This is a genomic window from Pleurocapsa sp. PCC 7319 (genome assembly GCF_000332195.1).
In the GTDB taxonomy this organism is placed as follows: Bacteria; Cyanobacteriota; Cyanobacteriia; order Cyanobacteriales; family Xenococcaceae; genus Waterburya.
In genome coordinates this window covers 3,958,597-3,976,069 of the sequence record NZ_KB235922.1, presented here as the reverse complement: position 1 = coordinate 3,976,069, position 17,473 = coordinate 3,958,597, and the positions used below count along the sequence as shown (strand labels likewise).

8 protein-coding genes and 1 pseudogene are annotated in these 17,473 nt (G+C 38.6%); 5 read left to right on the top strand and 4 right to left on the bottom strand.

What is annotated here, in order from left to right:
• Positions 1-91: 91 nt before the first annotated feature.
• From PLEUR7319_RS0122115 to PLEUR7319_RS0122100, 4 genes and pseudogenes are all read left to right on the top strand, one after another.
• Positions 92-1,369, top strand: coding sequence for a serine protease (locus tag PLEUR7319_RS0122115; RefSeq protein ID WP_019507420.1), 1,278 nt, complete (start codon positions 92-94; stop codon positions 1,367-1,369).
• Positions 1,370-1,603: 234 nt separating this feature from the next.
• Positions 1,604-3,760 carry an iron uptake porin gene (locus PLEUR7319_RS0122110; protein WP_019507419.1) on the top strand — a complete coding sequence of 719 codons (2,157 nt, stop codon included), beginning with the start codon at positions 1,604-1,606 and terminating at the stop codon, positions 3,758-3,760.
• Between the two features lie 331 nt (positions 3,761-4,091).
• A pseudogene (locus tag PLEUR7319_RS42820) lies at positions 4,092-6,289 on the top strand (iron uptake porin).
• Positions 6,290-6,612: 323 nt separating this feature from the next.
• Positions 6,613-8,826 (top strand): iron uptake porin, encoded by a 2,214-nt coding sequence (locus PLEUR7319_RS0122100; protein ID WP_019507416.1) that lies wholly within the window; start codon positions 6,613-6,615, stop codon positions 8,824-8,826.
• Between the two features lie 108 nt (positions 8,827-8,934).
• On the opposite strand, the gene PLEUR7319_RS36375 is transcribed toward PLEUR7319_RS0122100, so the two are convergent.
• Positions 8,935-11,250, bottom strand: coding sequence for a tetratricopeptide repeat protein (locus PLEUR7319_RS36375; RefSeq protein ID WP_019507415.1), 2,316 nt, complete (start codon positions 11,248-11,250; stop codon positions 8,935-8,937).
• A 538-nt stretch (positions 11,251-11,788) separates the two neighbouring features.
• On the opposite strand from PLEUR7319_RS36375, the gene PLEUR7319_RS0122090 reads away from it, so the two are divergent.
• Positions 11,789-12,394, top strand: a complete 606-nt coding sequence (locus tag PLEUR7319_RS0122090) for a fasciclin domain-containing protein (protein ID WP_019507414.1) — start codon at positions 11,789-11,791, stop codon at positions 12,392-12,394.
• Between the two features lie 77 nt (positions 12,395-12,471).
• Here PLEUR7319_RS0122090 and PLEUR7319_RS0122085 read toward each other — a convergent pair whose 3' ends face one another.
• From PLEUR7319_RS0122085 to PLEUR7319_RS0122075, 3 genes are all read right to left on the bottom strand, one after another.
• Positions 12,472-15,609, bottom strand: coding sequence for a serine/threonine-protein kinase (locus tag PLEUR7319_RS0122085; RefSeq protein WP_019507413.1), 3,138 nt, complete (start codon positions 15,607-15,609; stop codon positions 12,472-12,474).
• 99 nt (positions 15,610-15,708) lie between these two features.
• On the bottom strand, positions 15,709-16,896 hold the full coding sequence (locus PLEUR7319_RS0122080; RefSeq protein ID WP_036800586.1) for an FtsW/RodA/SpoVE family cell cycle protein: 1,188 nt from the start codon (positions 16,894-16,896) through the stop codon (positions 15,709-15,711).
• 104 nt (positions 16,897-17,000) lie between these two features.
• A complete protein-coding gene (locus PLEUR7319_RS0122075) occupies positions 17,001-17,204 on the bottom strand; it encodes a phycobilisome linker polypeptide (RefSeq protein ID WP_026102699.1) in 204 nt (67 codons plus the stop codon).
• Between the last annotated feature and the right edge of the window lie 269 nt (positions 17,205-17,473).

Genomic DNA, 17,473 nt, shown 5'->3' with positions numbered 1-17,473 from the left:
TTTAATAATTATTAAATTTGGCAACATTATCTGTTGTTACAGTTGTAGATATTCTTACAATATGAGACAATGATGTCTTTATTTTAAAAAAATGTTCGCTTTAAAAAAACTTATTATTCAGTCTTTTAGTGCTGCCTTCCTAAGTTTGATGGTAGTTTCGCCAGCTTTAACTGAATTGTCATCAGAAGCTCTACCAGAGTTGTCATTGGAAGAAATTAACTCAATTGCCAGACAAACTACTGTTTTAATTGCTCCTGGACTGACTCCTGAATTAATCAAAGAGTTAGAGGAAAATCGCAACAATCCCTTAGCTAGCAAAAGTAATGCTGATGGAGTTTGGAATCCTGGTTCAGGTGTGATTATTGGCAGGCAAAAGAATAACTATTACGTCTTAACTGTCACTCATAACCTCAAACAAAGGTATTTAAAATTAAATATTCCTCATGGAATTCGGACTAGCGATGGTCTAGTTCATCCCATTACTGAGGTTGATGATGGTAGAAATTGTCCTCTAAAAGAAGGTATTACTAGCGAGAATTTGATCCGGTTTGGTTGCTACTCAATTACAGTGCCTGGAAGAGTAGCTGGAACTGATTTAGCTGTAGTTAGTTTTCGCAGTGATAAAGAGTATCCTATTGCTTCTATTGGTGATGTAAGCAATATCGAACTCGGTGACACAGTCTATATTTCAGGTTGGCCAGATCCCGAAAAAGAAAAGGATCTTAAGACTGGTAAGTGTCGAGGCAAAGTTGCTCGAAGGCAAAGACGTCTTGCCTGGGCTCCTATGACGAGAACAATCGACACAAGTCAAGGAGAAAACGGTTATAGCTTATTTTATATCGATCTAACTCGCCCAGGAATGAGTGGAGGACCGGTATTTGACGGCAATGGCTTTGTTGTTGGTGTTCATGGTCGAGGTTCAGCAGATAAAGGGCAATTAGTTCAACAATATTGTTCTGTTGACCAAACTGAAACTGATAATCTAGGACTGGAATCAGAGGATATTGAGCAAGTGGTATCTTCGGCAACCACTTACGATCCTCCTATTTTGCATACGCAGTTTAGTAGTGGTCAAAATGCCAATAATTTTCTGACAATGTGGAATCCTTTGGATATTAAGGTTCTATTCAATCGAGATGCTCCCAGTAAAACTTTTATTGAAGCAGCCATGACTTCTGTATTTGCCACTAATAGTAATAACGGTGTGCTAGATGTTGCTGCCAGTAGAGACCTTACGGGTAGAGTCGACTTGGCTGAAAAGGAAGATGTTGTTGAAGACTTGTACAAAAGTTTCTCCTTAAAAAATATGCTCAGGGATGAACCTTCCCCAGGATGTGAATTTTTACTGTTAGGAGAAGATTGTAATTAATTGTTGAAAAGTGAAAGTACTAGATTGTAAGCTTTTAAGAGATAGTTACAAGTAATTTATCTTAAATAATTTTTATTACAAGCGGTAATACAGAACCCAGATTAACTATTTAATACACTCATACGGAAAAAAGCTAAAAATCATTATTTATTCTCTTAAATGAATTTTTGATTAATCAAATTAAATTTGTTTTTAGCTTTTTTAAAACTTACTAACTTTGGTGTGGGAGTGTGAATGAAAGCTAAGCTGATATTATCTGGGTTTTCTGGTCTATCTATATTTTTCCTATCGACCTCTATAGCTCAAGCAGAGTTCAATGGGCATCATTTTCATTGGCTCGATTCCAAGGAGATTGCCTTTAGTGATGGGTCTAGCTCAATCGCCGAAAATCAGAATTCTCATTCTAACTGGCAACAAAGCAGCGATTTATCAGACTTTCATTTTGATAAATTTGAGAACTTTGAGTTAGCATCGAAAACCAGTTTTAGTTCGCCCTTGGCAACCAAAACTTCAGGTGCAATAAATCCTTCGGATCATCTAACTTCACCAGTTTTAAATGATTACCAACCTCATGCTGGCTCTTTAGGCGAAGAGACAATCATCCCTGAAACTTATTTAGTTCAGACTACTAATGTGTCTCAAATGCGAGACGTTGCGCCAAATGATTGGGCATACGAGGCATTACGCTCCTTGGTAAACAGATATAGCTGTATTAGCGGTTTTCCCGATCAAACTTTTCGCGGGAACCAGTCCCTTAGTCGTTATCAATTTGCCGCCGGATTAAACTCTTGTTTACAACAAATTGAACGTTTAATCGCCAGCCAAGAAACTGTCAGTCAAGAAGATTTACAAACAATTAATAGACTAACTCAAGAATTTGAGACAGAATTGCAAGCGATCGCCGGACGAGTTGATAATCTAGACAGTCGTTTAGGATGGCTGGAAGATAATCAATTTTCCACAACCACCATTTTTAATGGAGAAGTTGTCTTTGCTCTAGCTGATTCCTTTGGTGGCGGACCTCCTGGAGGATGTACATTCATCTCAGAGGAATCATCAGAAAATGTTTTCAGTCAAGACGTAGTTGACTGTTCAGACCCACGAGATCCGGAAACCAATACAGTATTTGCTTACTTAGCTCGCTTGGGATTGCAAAGTTCTTTTACAGGTCAAGACCGCCTGCGAATGTTTTTAACCACAGGTAACTTTGATGATGGTGGTTTTACCAATATCCAATCCTTGAACACCTATATGGCTCGTTTGGGATATCAGGCAGGTTTAGAAAATCAAGTAGTGTTAGATATTTTGGAATATCGCTTTCCTGCTTTTGATGACAAGGTTGTTTTTTACGCTTCTACCTTTGGATTTGCCTTGAGTAATGTTCTGACTGCCAATTCTCCTTACTTTGATATTGGGCGAGGAGCAGTTTCCCGTTTTGGGCAACTAAATCCTATTTTTAGGATTGGTGGAGCAATGGATGCTGGAGTCGGTTTTGATTGGTTAATTACCGATCCAGTACGCTTACAGTTTGCTTATGGAACCAGAAATAGTGGCAACTCAGAGCAAGGATTTTTCGGTTCAGACCACAGTGCTTTAGGGGTGCAGTTCTTAGTGCAACCTACTGAAAATATTGTGGCGGGAATAAACTATATTAATTCCTATAATAGCGATGGAATTCTAGGCACTTTCACAGGTAGTGTCAATGCTGAAACTACAGGTTTATGGTCTGGAGGAAGGCTTCCAGATCAACCAAATGCACAGGGAGAACCCTCCGCTAACCCTGGCTTTGGTTTAGAACTGGGAGATTTTCCTGCTCAAACTAATGCCATTGGTGGAAGCTTGCAATGGCGTATAGTAGATAACCTAACCTTTGGTAGTTGGGCAGCTTATACTTTTACTGACTTCCTTAGGGAAATTCCTGAATTTGCAGGAGATACCCAAGGAGTAGCCGGACAAGAACCCTTTGGCAATACCCTAACTTATCTTTTTTCCCTCGGTTATAGCGATCCTTTTGGTCGTGAAGGAGATTTATTCGCTTTCCTTTTTGGAATGCCGCCTAAGTTAGTTGATGCGGGACCAATAACACGAGGTCAAGACGTGCCTTTTTTTGAACAGGTGATAAATAACGAGGAAGAGGAGGTTGTTACTGATAACGATCCTCGTTCCGATCCGCGCACGGGAAGTGATGGTAGTCCCAGACCACCAGGAAGCTCGGAACAATTTGGACGAGAAGATGAAGCCACTTCTTTGCACTTTGAATTTTTCTATCGCTATACAGTTAACGATCACATATCAATTACTCCAGGGTTTTTCTTCGTAACTAATCCAGGTCATATTGAGGATAATGATACTCTTTATGTCGGAACAATTCGGACTACTTTCCGTTTTTAAAGGTTAGTAAGGTTAGTAATTAACCTGAGATGCGAATGAATAAAGTCCTTGGATTTCACTAGACCGTGAATTATTGCTGTTAGGAGAAGATTATAGGTAACTGTTAAGAATCAAAGATAGTAGAGATTAAGCTCATAATAGATAGTTACAAAAACTTTTGCTTAAATAACTTTCATTACAAATGGTAATAAGGGACCTGAATTGGTCTAACTTAGCTATTTAACGCTTCTTTTGTAGAAGTCTAAAAACTACTAGAAATCATTAATCTAAACAATCAAACATTAATGGTTTTTAGGTGTTTTTAACTATTTAAAGTGGAATAGGAGTGTGAATGAAGACTAAACATATACTATCTGGGTTATCTGGAATACCTATATTTTTGTTATTATCATCTGTAGCTAACGCAGAGACCTATAAGCATCAGTTTAATTGGCTTGATGCCAAGGCAAGCATAGAAGATAAAAATCCTCGTTATAACTGGCATCAAAACCTCCATTTATCCAACTTCAACTTTGATAGATTTCGTAATTTTGGGTTGGCAGCAAAAACTAGTTGGAGTTTGCCCTTGCCAGCAAAAAATCCAGGACCAATCACTTCCTCAGATACTCCAAATGTTCCAGTATTAAAAGATTATCAGACAAATGCTAACTCTCTAGGAATAGAAACAATCATACCTGAGACTCATCTGGTTCAGACTACTAATGTGTCTCGAATGCAAGATGTTGCACCAAATGACTGGGCATACGAAGCATTACGCTCCCTGGTAGATAGATATGGCTGTATCAGTGGTTTTCCCGAGCAAACGTTTCGCGGCAACCAGACCCTTAGTCGTTATGAATTTGCCGCAGGTTTAAACTCTTGTTTAGAACAAATTGAACGTTCAATCGCTGAACAAGAAACTATCAGTCAAGAAGATTTACCAACGATTAATCGCCTAACTCAAGAATTTAAAACTGAACTGCAAGCGATCGCCGGACGAGTTGATAATTTAGATGGTCGCATAACATGGCTAGAAGACCATCAATTTTCCACGACCACCATTTTAAATGGAGAAGTTATCTTTGCTCTGGCTGATGCTTTTGGTGGCGGACCTCCTGGGGGATGCTCCATTTTAGACCTTAATTTGCAAAATGGTCGCACTAATAATTTAGTTAACTGTGGCATTCGAGAAGATGGAAACGCCATATCCACCGCTGAAGATCCTGAAACTGAGACGGTTTTTGCTTACTTGGCACGTTTGGGACTACAAAGTTCATTTACAGGTCAAGACCGTTTGCGAATGTTTTTAACCACTGGTAACTTCGATAATGGTGGGTTTACCAATCCTGAATCATTTAATACCTATGCACCGAATCATTTAATACCTATGCACCTCGCTTAAGTTATCAAGCAGGACTAGAAAATCAAGTTATATTAGACATTTTGGAATATCGTATTCCTGCTTTTAATGACCGAGTGGCATTCTACGGGTCAACTTTTGGTTTTGCTTTAAGTAATGTTTTAACCTCCAATTCCCCCTACTTTGACATTGGACGGGGGGCAGTATCCCGCTTTGGACAACTCAATCCTATTTTTAGAATAGGTGGAGCTATGGATGCGGGAGTGGGATTTGATTGGTTAATTGCCGACCCTGTGCGCTTACAATTTGCCTATGGTACAAGAGATACTGCCAATCCTGATCAAGGGTTTTTTGCTGCCGATCATAGTGCTTTGGGAGTGCAATTATTGCTCCAGCCTACAGAAGATATCGTTACAGGATTAACCTATGTCAATGCTTACTCTAAAGATGGTAGCTTAGGAACTTTTACTGGTAGTGTTAATGCCGAAACCAATGGTTTATGGTCTGGGGGAAGACTTCCTGATAGTGATTTAAATGCTTTTTGGGGCGAGGGAGTGGATATTGGCGATCTACCCGCACAAATTAATGCTGTGGGAGGAACTTTTCAATGGAATTTACGAGAAAACTTAAATTTTGGTGCTTCAGCAGCTTACACTTTCTCCAACTTTCTGAATGAAATTCCTGATTTTGGAGGAGATGGAAATCCACTCGTTGGTAATCCAGCTGTGGCCGGAGAAAAGCCTTATGCGAATACGCTATCTTACCAATTTTCCTTAGGTTTTTCCGATCCCTTTAACCGTGAAGGTGATTTGTTTGGATTTATTTTTGGTATGCCACCTAAATTAGTTGATGCTGGACCAACAACCGCAGGTCAGTCTGTACCTTTTTCTGAGCAGGTAATTAACAATGAAGATGCGGTTTCCGTTACCGATAACGATCCTAGAGCTTTTTTAACAGAAGACCCAGATGTAGGAGATCCTAATAATGGCAATCTTCGACCCGAAGGAACTGCTGAACAGTTCGGACGAGAAGATGAAGCAACTTCATTGCACTTTGAATTTTTCTATCGCTATACAGTTAACGATCACATATCAATTACTCCTGGGTTTTTCTTCGTGACTAATCCAGGTCATATTGAGGATAATGATACTCTTTATGTCGGAACTATTCGGACTACTTTCCGTTTTTAAAGGTTAGTAGTTAACCTGAGATGCGAATGAATAAAGTCATTGGCATTTCACTAGATTATGAATTTTTGCAGTTAGGAGAAGATTGTAAGTAATCGTTAAGAATCAAAGGTGGTAGAAATTCAACCTGTAATAGATAGTTACAAAAACTCTTGCTTAAATAACTTTCATTACAAATGGTAATAAGGGACCTAACTTGGGCTAACTTAGCTATTTAATACTTCTTTTGTAGAAGTCTAGAAACTACTAGAAATCATTAATCTAAATAACCAAACATTAATGGTTTTTAGGTGTTTTTAACTATTTAAGGTGGAATAGGAGTGTAAATGAATACTAAGCTTATAGTATCTGGGTTGTCGGGAATATCTATATTTTTATTATTAACTTCTGTAGCTAAAGCAGAGTCTTATAAGCATCAGTTTAATTGGCTCGATGCTAAGACAAGTGTAGAAAATAAAAACCCTCATTACAACTGGTATCCAAGTCTCAATTTATCAGACTCTAACTTTGATAAATTTAGTAACTTGGAGTTGGCATCAAAAACCAGTTTTAATCGGCTATTACCAACTACAAATTCAGAGGCAGTCAGTACCTCGGATAATCCAACTTCCCCGGTGTTAACTGATTATCAGTCTAATGCAGGCTCCCTGGGGGAAGAGACAATCATACCTGAGACTTATTTAGTGCAGACTACTAATGTTTCCCAGATGCGGGACGTTGCACCAAACGATTGGGCTTACGAGGCATTACGTTCTTTGGTGAATAGATATGGCTGCATTAGTGGTTATCCCGATCAAACTTTTCGCGGAAACCAGTCCCTTACTCGTTATGAATTTGCTGCCGGATTAAACTCTTGTTTAGAACAAATTGAACGTTTAATTGCCAGCCAAGAAACTGTCAGTCAAGAAGATTTACAGACAATTAATCGCCTAACTCAAGAATTTGAGACAGAGCTACAAGCGATCGCCGGACGAGTTGATAATTTAGACGGTCGTATATCGTGGTTAGAAGATCATCAGTTTTCGACGACAACCATTTTAAATGGAGAAGTGATCTTTGCTCTCGCCGATGCCTTTGGAGGCGATCCTCCAGGGGGATGTACAATTATCGAAGATTTGACAGATACTGAAGCTTCAGATGGTGCAGATTGTGTAAACCGCAATGATCCAGATACGGAAACAGTTTTCACCTATACTGCTAGATTAGGCTTACAAAGTTCCTTCACAGGTCAAGACAGGCTACGGATGTTTTTAACCACTGGTAATTTTGATGATGGTGGTTTTACCAACGCTGAATCTTTAAACACCTATATGGCTCGTTTGGGCTATCAAGCGGATTTAGATGACGAGGTATTTATTGATATCTTAGAGTATCGTTTTCCCGCATTTAATGACAAAGTAGTTTTTTATGGCGCGGCATATGGTTTTGCCCTCAGTAATGTTCTTACCTCTAATACACCGTTTTTTGATATTGGTCGGGGTTCTGTCTCTCGTTTTGGACAGGTTAATCCGATTTTACGTATCGGTGGTGCTATGGATGCTGGGGTCGGTTTTGATTGGAAAATTGCCGACCCGATAAGATTTCAAGCTGCTTATGGCACCAGAGATAGTGGAGATACCGAGGGAGGCTTCTTTGGCGCAGACCATAGTGCTTTGGGCGTACAACTTCTAGTTCAACCGACCGACAGTATAGTTACAGGAATCAATTATGTTAATGCATACTCAAGTGATGGTACTTTAGGTACTTTTACAGGTAGTGTCAATGCAGAAACAGGAGGATTATGGTCTAATGCCAGGGTTCCTTCCTCATTAGCCGCTCAAAACGATCCAACTTTTGCTCCCTGCTGTAGATTTTTCTTGGGCGATCAACCTGCACAAATTAATGCAGTGGGAGGTAGTTTTCAGTGGAATGCTACGGAAAAAATAAATTTAGCCGCTTGGGGTGGTTATACTTTTACTGACTTTATCAATGCACTTCCTGATTTTGATGATGAGTTTGCCGTAGGGAATCCTAATATTAATGGGATTGGTGATTCTGCTGGGGAAGAGCCTTTTGCTGAGTCGGCAACTTTCTCACTTTCTTTCGGTTTTAACGAGCCTTTTGGTAGAGAAGGGGATCTATTCGGTTTTATATTTGGGATGCCTCCCAAATTAGTGAACGCAGGACCAGAAACCAGAGGGAATTCTGTACCATTTTTTGAGCAGGTGATAAATAATGAGTCTGAGACTGTCGTTACTGATAACAACCCTAACTTAGATACTGTAGGGACAATCTTACAAGAGGTTGATGCCCGAGGTTTACCAAGAACTGATGAAAATATCGGTCAAGTGGCTGATGATTTAGTTGATGCAGATGTTTTGCCTACTAGTTTAGGTCAAGAAGATGAAGCCACTTCCTTGCATTTTGAGTTTTTCTATCGCTATACAGTTAACGATCATATATCAATTACTCCAGGATTTTTCTTTGTGACTAATCCAGGTCATATTGCGGATAACGACACTCTTTATGTCGGAACTATTCGGACTACTTTCCGTTTTTAAAAGTTGATCAATAAAAGTTATCAGCTAATAGCTAATAGCTAATAGCTTTTAATCAGACGAGGTTTTAAGCTTTGTCTGATTTTTTTGTATCGGCTCATAGTATCGATGTTATTCAGTTGATACACAGCCTATGTTGTTCATGGCTCGAATCGCTGGTGAAAATTGAGGATTAATTTGTTTTAGCTGTCGATAAACATCACAAGCTTCTGTATACCTTTGACTTTTTTCTAAGGCAGCAGCGCGATTCATTAAGACAAATGGGTCGTGGGGTTGGATTTCTACTGCTCGATCAAAAGAGGCGATCGCTTCGTCGTTGCGGTCTAATGATGACAGAGTGATGCCACGAGCAACCCAAGATTTATAATCATTGGGTTGGATATTTAAGGCTTTTTTGAATGAATTGAGTGCCTCTTGATGCTGTTGAATTTGGCTTAAAGCTACTCCGCGATCGCGCCAGGCATGATAGAAGCTGGGATTAATTTCTGTAGAGCGTTCGTAAGAGGCGATCGCCTCTGGTAAATTTCTAAGACCATCTTGTAAAAGTGACCCACGATTATGCCAAGTTAGGTAAGATTTGGGCTGTAGTTTTAATGCTCGATCAAATGCTGCCAAAGCTTCCTCATATTTACGTAAAGCAAATAGTGTGTTGCCTTTACCTAATAAAGCTAAATGGGAATCTGGGTTAACAGTCAAAGCCTGTTCATAGGCTAAAAGTGCTTGTTGATGCTGCTGTAATTTACCCAGCACATTGGCTTTATCGAGAATAGCGGTGATATTTTTGGGGTTTTCTCGAACTTGCTTATCGTAGGCTTCGACCGCCTCTTGATAAAGTCGCATTGCCTCTTGAGGCTGATTAATATATTGCAGTGCCAAGGCTCTATTTTGCCAGAGTTCTGGGTTAAGAGGATCAAAAGCCTGAGCATTGTTAAAAGCGACCATTGCCTCTTCGTGTTTACCCATGCCTAGTAAAGCAACGCCACGATCTTTCATCGCATTAACGTAATCAGGTTTTAATCTCAGTGCCTGCTCTTGAGCTGCCAGAGCATCTGGATAACGTTCTAGTTTATATAAAGCCCTTCCTTTTCGATTCAAAACTGCCACATCTTTAGGACTTAACTGCAATGCTTTATCGTAAGCCGTAACTGCTGCTTCAAAACGTTCCAACCGATACAAGGCTTCACCTCTGCCGGCCCATACTTGGGAATTGTTAGGGCTAATCTGTAATGCTTTGTCGTAAGCGGCGATCGCAGCTCGATAACGTTCTAAATAAAATAAAGCATCTCCTCGATTTTTCCAAGCCGAAGTTGATTGAGAATTAATTTTAATCGCTTCTTGAAAACTTTTAAGGGCAGTTTTGGGGTCTTCTGATAACTGTTTTTTTCCCTGCCAGATATGGTAAAAAGGTCTTATAGTAGGAAATAATAGTTCACCCATGCCACCCAAGGCTAGGATAGCAATAACTACCGCTACGAAGTATTTAGGTTGTTGATAAATTCTATTAAATGCGGTTTTAATTTTGGATTGTAACTCTGAGGAAATAATTGAGGTAGTAGCAATCAATTTGCTGTTTTTTGACTCAATATTTTTCGTTGGGGAGTTAATTTGATTGAGATCGGTAATAATTTCCTCTGCCGAAGTGTAACAATTGGGAGCATCCAGAGTGATCATGCGCTCAATTATGTTGACTAATTTGCGAGAGAGCTTGCAGTTTTCTTGTTTGAAGATAGCTTTGACCACAGGGGGAGACATTAATTTGGCTGGATCTATGCCTGCGAGCATCTGAATTGCCATAATTCCGACAGCATAAAAATCAGCCTGATAAGCTTGTTGTTGTCTCCCATTGACTAAATTTTGTGGATAATAACTATTTTCTTCGGTAATTAGTTTGGTTGTTTTCTTTTGAATAATTAGACGTTCGACAAGATTGTGAATTAGACCAAAATCAATCAAAACAATTCGATGATCTGGTAGAGAGATGGCAAAATTAGAGGGTTTCAAGTTGCCATGTACAATTCCCTGTTGATGAATGGAGACGAGAATTGACAAAATCTCTTTGAGCCAGCTTATGGTTTGGGTTTCGCTAATCTGGGGAGTTTTTTGTAGTCTTGTAGCTAATGTTTCTCCCTCAATGTATTTTTGAATCAGATAAAAGCGGTTATTTTCCTCGAAACAAGCTAAAAGTTGTGTAATTTGATTATTGATTACTCTCATCTGCCAAACTGTGGCTTGTTGAACCCATAAAGCTTTGATCTGGGCTAGATTTACCGGGTCATCAAGTCTTAGCTGGAGTTGTTTAACTATGCATTTTAATCTTTGGGGCATTCCTAAATCTTCGGCCAAGTAGGTTTTGCTCCATCTACCTTTGTTTAGCTCTTGAATTAGCTTATATCGTCCACCGATTGTTTTTATTTGGTCTTGCTTCATTATGATTAGAGGTAGATGCTCTACCGACTCACAACCAGATTTGACTAAATCAATTCCACTAATTTGTTAATTTAAAGTTAAGTTCTTATTATAATGTTGGAAAATTTAAAGATAATAGTATTATGGACAGAGTATAAAGATTTATCATATTAAGTTTAATCAAAAAGTAGAGTTAAAAAAGGCGTTTAGGAATCTTAATTATTCTTTACCTGGCTGACCCTATTCTTGCCTCTCTCGTCTATTGTTCTATTGGGTAACTGTTATTGCTTTTTATAATTAGAAATTTTGAGCAGCAAAACGCATATTTGTATCTAGTATTATCTATATTAAAAATTATAAGTGAACTAGATAATATTCGGAGTGAAGTTCCTATGTAGAACTTATATCTTAAAGGTAAACTATATGCACTATTGGCAGCCAAACTACTGAAAATAATTATCTTTGAGCACCATTGTCGCTTACATTACTTTGTTCGAAAATGGTTCCATTTGCTTTAAGTCAAAAAATCATATACATCTTAATTCTCATCTTGAAGACCATGTCATTAAAACAAAAATTTAACCAAGTTACCCTGGCAGCTATTTTGGCAGGAGCTACTTATGCAGCTACTGCTCCAGTTTTTGCTCAACAACCAGGATTTCAACAACCAGGATTTTATTTTCCATCTGCTAGTTTTTTTAATCCTTTTGCAGCCTATTACCAGTCAGCTGACGATGAAGTCGACCTAGATCTTCTATTAGAGCAATTTCCAGAATTTAATTCGCGTTTAGAGGAAGCGAATTTACAAGATACTTTAGATAATCAAGATCAGTTAACTGTTTTAGTTCCAAGTGAAGAAGCATTTGCTAATTTATCTCCCGAAATGAAAGAGAAGTTAGCTGAGCCAGAAAATTTTAAAATGCTAATGCAATATCATTTGGTAGAAGGTCAGATTAGCGAATCAGACTTCCAAAATGGTTCAGTACCTACTGTATTAGAGGAAAATTCAGTACAGATTACTAGTGTCCCAGTGGGAGATGATCAGGTTAGCATCAAGTTAAATGAAGCTAATGCTAGTGAACCTCTGGCAGCCAGCGATGGTATGGTAATTCCCATCGACCAAGTCTTAATACCACCTGAATTGTTAGCTTCAGCTAAGAACTAAATTTAAGTAGGAGCATATTTAAACAAGCTATTGGCTAACAGCCAATAGCTTGCAGTTTTTGTTATTTTGTTAAAAACTTAATTCATTCGACACCCCAGGTTTCTCATCGCATCTAGAATTTGCTCAGAGCTAGGAGTAGCCAAGCGCGAACGACGGTAAGTGTCACAAGCTTCATTATATTGACCATTTTTAGTATAAATCATACCCTTCTGCCTCCAAATCATCGGCTCCTGTGGTTTGATTTCAATCGCTTTATCCAAAGCTGCTAACGCTTTTTGATCTTGATCGAGCATCTCCCAAGCAGTTGCCAGACCTAACCAGCTCTTAATATCTTGAGGCGCAATTTCGCTAGCTTTAGTCAGGGATTCAATAGCTTGAGTATAATTTCCTTGTTGATTTAAAGCTAGCCCTCGATCTCGCCACAGTGGTGCATAATTGGGATTAATGGCAATTGCCTTATTATATTGAGCGATCGCCTGAGGTAAGTTATTTTGATTATTCTGATGCACTAATCCTTTAGCGTGCCAAGCCATATAGGATTGAGGACGAATTTGTAAGGCTTGATCTAGGGCTGCTAATGCCTCCTGATCTTGACCGATTTTAGCTAAAATTTGCCCTTTGGCAACCCAAGCTTGATAGAGATTTGCTTTGAGCGCAATTGCCCGCTCGTAGGAATTTATGGCTTTCTGATACATTTGCCCAGCAGCAAAAAAGTCTCCTTGTGAAAGCCAAATACGAGCTTTTTCGGGATTTTTCTGGATTATATCTTGATAATTGCGAATAATTTCTTGATTGACCCGCGCAGCTTCTTGAGGACGATTTAAAGCTTTTAGAATCAGAGGTTTGTCTTGCCATAGCTTTAAATTTAACGGTTCAATGGCTTGAACTCGATTCAATACTGTTAATGCATCGTAATATCTACCCAAGGCTTGCAGGTTTTTAGCGCGATCGCTCAAAAATTGAGCATTAAGGCGATCAATTTCTAACGCTGCTTCCTGCATAGTCAAAGCTGTTTGGTACCCTTGTAGCTTATAGAGAGCTTTTCCTTTGTGATTATAAAGTTCTCCATCATCTTGCTGTAATTCTAATGCTCGATCGTATGCAGCGATCGCTTCAGTAAATCGTTCTAAACTATAGAGAACATCCCCCTGCTTCTTCCAGTTGCTAAAGTCTGTTGAATCTAACTCAGCTGCTTCATAATAGGCTTCTAAAGCCTCTGAATACAGCTCTAGTTTATATAAAGCATCGCCCCTACCTGACCAAGCAAGAACACTCTCCGGCTTAAGATCGATAGCTTTAGTGAAACTATTCAGGGCAGCTTGGGGGTTTTTGGTTAATAGCTGTTTACCCTGATACCAGTAGTAGAACGGTCTAACTGTAGGATAAGCAAATTCAATACTTCCAAGGAGAAAAAATATCCCTAGTAAACCGATTACAATTGGCAAGACAGGTTTTCTAGACTGGGTTAATTCCTCAGTATTTGTCGTATCGCTCTGTAATCCTAGGGGGTATTGAATTAAAGATTTGGCAGAAAAATTAATTTTGTGCAAGTCATTTAAAACTTTATCCGCGGATTGATAACGTTGTCCCACATCTAGATGAATCATCTTATCGATAATTTTCACCAATCGGCGATCAATCACAATTTGTTGTGACCAGATTATTTTTCCTGTTTGCTTATCTCTCGGAAATGTAGCTGGTTTGACCTTAGTTAAAGCTTCAATCATAGTCATACCCAAAGCATATAGGTCGCTATTAATAGTTGGTCTACCAGCAATTTGTTCTGGAGACAAGTAGTTTTTCTTATCTTTATTGTGGCTGGAGTCTAGAGTGACATTGGGTAGCATTTTTAAATCCGCCAAAATGCCAAAATCAGTCAAAATAACCTGCTGATCTTCATGGCGAATCATTAAGTTTGAGGGTTTAATATTGCGATGAATAATGCGATTTTGATGAATGAATCTTAAAACAGCAAGGGTACTTTCTAAAATGCCAATTATTTCTGCAGTCGATAGATTTTGCTGCTCTATTTTTTGAGCTAAGTTTTCCCCTGGGATATATTCTTGAACTAGATAAAATTCGTCATTTTCCTCAAAATGGTCCCAAAGTTGGGGAATTTGATCGTGGTATCCCAGTCTTTCTAAAACTGATAGTTCTTCCGCAAAACGCCGTTCTATAGTGATTTTGCCATCACTAGGTGTATCAGTCAGTTCAATTTGCTTAATTAAACAGGGAGATTGATATTGACGACGCAAATTATCAGCCAAATAAGTCTCAATACCAGCATTACCACCCAAATAACGGGTAATAGAATAACGACCTCCGATTACCTGTTTAATTTTAAGTAATGGTCGCAGATCCTGAAGTACCTCTAGAGCAGAACGATAGCGTTCATCGATACTTAAGGACATCATTTTGGTCAAAATTATTTTTAATTTGGGACTTAGCTGAATTTGAGTTAACCACAGGCTTGGAGTTGGCTCTAAATCTTTTGGCGCTTGTCCAGTCAAAGCATAAACTGCTGTTTTCGCTAAGGCATAGATATCACTACTAAAGTGGGATTGTCCTGCTTTTTGTTCCGGCGCTATGTATGCTTCGTTACCAAAGAGGTTGTTAGCAACTATATCTCCTTTGAAGTTAATTTCGGTTGATTCTACCTCCCGTATGGCGCCGAAATTAATCAGAACATAGGAGTTATCTTGTTTCCGTCTAACTAGATGAATCGGTTGAACATTACGATGAATAACATTCGTTTTATGGATAAAATCCAAGATCCTTAAAGTATCTTGGATGAGATAGACAGTATCCGCTTCATCAAATACTTTACGTTCAACTTCTTGAGCTAAATTATCGCCATCAATATATTCTCGAACTAAATAAAACTGTTTTTTTTCAATAAAATAGCGATAAAATCGGGGAATTTGCGGATGATCTCCCAACCTTTCTAAAATTGCTACTTCATTAATGAAGTGTTGTTTAATCGCCTGCCAATTTGCCTCATTTTTCCAAGTTGGCTCTAACTGCTCCACAGCACATCTAGCGTCTCCAGTAGCTTGTAAATCTTTTGCTAGGTAGGTTTTACTCATTTCCTTTCTACCTAACTTTTGAATAATCTGGTAGCGATTACCAATAATTGAGCCTGGAAAGTGCATTATTTCCTCAGAATTGGTGATGTTGGGGGCAGAATTGAGTAGTTCCCTGTTGGGAGTAGGCATAATTAATCTTGATTTAAAAATAAGGCAGCAATTTTTAGCAAGATTGAGCTTGGTAATTAGAGCTTAATTAAGTTGGATGACCTATTGTATGATCATTTTTTATTTCCTGGTGAAAGTCTCTCCTATTGAATTTTGCTTCAGGGCAATTATCTTAGCTGTATTACTTTCTCTGGCAACTCGCACTAATAATCCAGCTAATAGTAAAGAAGCAATAATTGAGTTAATCCCATAACTAAAAAACGGTAGAGGTAAACCGGTGGTTGGTAGAGAACCCGTAGCCACAGCAATATTAATTAATGATTGCCCCACAATAAAAACCATTGCTCCTACTGCAACTAACCGAGGAGTACTATGACGACATTTAATTGCTACCCTTAATGCCACAGTACCATAGCCAATAATTAATAACAGTAATAAGACACAGCCGATAAAACCAAATTCTTCAGCGTAAACCGCGAAAATAAAATCTGTAGAGCGAATCGGTAAGTATGATAATTTTTGTTGAGAAAGCCCAAATCCCGCACCATGTAAATTCCCTGAAGCGATCGCCAGTAAGCTTTGAATTAACTGATATCCTTTACCATGGTAATCTTTCCAAGGATTAATAAAAGAAGTAATACGATCTAACTGATAAGAATTTAAAGCTACACTTAAACTTGCTACACTAAACCCACCAATGGCAACTGACAGAAGTTGACTCCAGGGTAATTCTGCTGCTAAGGCAATAAGCCATAAACTCATCCCACATAAGCCAGTGGTACTTAAATTAGGCTGTTTTAAAATTCCAGCCAAGACCAAAGCAAATACAATCAACCAGGTCAACCGAACCTTGTTTTGCAGTTTGTTCCAGCGAGAAAACAAATAAGCAGCCTGTAAGACCAAAAAAGGTTTGATTAACTCCGATGGCTGTAATGAAAATGGTCCAATAGCAATCCAACGACTTGCTCCCATAGTAGTTTTACCCAAACCAGGAACTAAAGTGGCAAAAATTAACAATAGCAAAACTAACACTATTAAAGGAGAAATTTTGAGAGTTCGTCGTAAAGGCTTGCGAGCCATCCAATTGAACCCGAAAATACCTATGCCAACTCCAATTAATTGTCGCTTAAAAATATACAGCCCATCATTATAGTCCACCATACCCTCAGGGTATGATGCTGACACCAACGTAACCAAACCAATAATTAGCCAAATACAAGTCAACCAGTTTAATAATCGAGCTTCCCATGTCCAAGATCTGACTTGAGGATTGACAAAGGGAATTAAATAACTTAGATATTGCTTCACAGTTTTTGCATTAACAATATTTTCTCTTCTCAAAGGTAACAACTAGTCAACAAAAAAGAGGTCAATCAGACCTCCTTTTCGATTCAATTAATACGGTAGATACCTTAGGATAAGCCTGTATTCATACCTTGTTTGCCTGTTGCTAGCTCAACTTTCATAATTTTGCCACCCATCTTCATAATTCGTTGTTGCTCACGAAACCAATTATCGTAGGGAACAAGCTTGGTGAAAAAAGTATTTTGCAATTCTCTTTGAGTGCGAATTCTAGTTTGACTGGGAACACAGGCAGTCACCTTAAACATACGCATGAGATAAATTCTCCCTATTTATTAAAAAAAGTTTAGTTTTCCTGTAAGTAATTGTGTTTAGCAAAAATTTAGTTGCTTATTTATATCGTGCCACATTGGTTTAGTCTCTTAGATAGAACTAAAACATCAAAATTCGGGAGTCAGGAGTCAATACTAGATCATCTAAACTTACTTTTCTTTCGCGCTCGAAAAAACTAAGCTTTATTAGAACCAGCACTCACTCTAGACTTCCCGAATTTGTACGCTTACTATTCTACGATAAACTCAGG

Excerpts from the sequence above, each read along its gene's own strand:
- PLEUR7319_RS0122075 (WP_026102699.1), bottom strand. The coding sequence starts at position 17,204 with ATGCGTATGTTTAAGGTGACTGCCTGTGTTCCCAGTCAAACTAGAATT.
- PLEUR7319_RS0122085 (WP_019507413.1), bottom strand. The coding sequence starts at position 15,609 with ATGCCTACTCCCAACAGGGAACTACTCAATTCTGCCCCCAACATCACC.
- PLEUR7319_RS0122090 (WP_019507414.1), top strand. The coding sequence starts at position 11,789 with ATGTCATTAAAACAAAAATTTAACCAAGTTACCCTGGCAGCTATTTTG.
- PLEUR7319_RS36375 (WP_019507415.1), bottom strand. The coding sequence starts at position 11,250 with ATGAAGCAAGACCAAATAAAAACAATCGGTGGACGATATAAGCTAATT.
- PLEUR7319_RS0122110 (WP_019507419.1), top strand. The coding sequence starts at position 1,604 with ATGAAAGCTAAGCTGATATTATCTGGGTTTTCTGGTCTATCTATATTT.
- PLEUR7319_RS0122115 (WP_019507420.1), top strand. The coding sequence starts at position 92 with ATGTTCGCTTTAAAAAAACTTATTATTCAGTCTTTTAGTGCTGCCTTC.
- PLEUR7319_RS0122100 (WP_019507416.1), top strand. The coding sequence starts at position 6,613 with ATGAATACTAAGCTTATAGTATCTGGGTTGTCGGGAATATCTATATTT.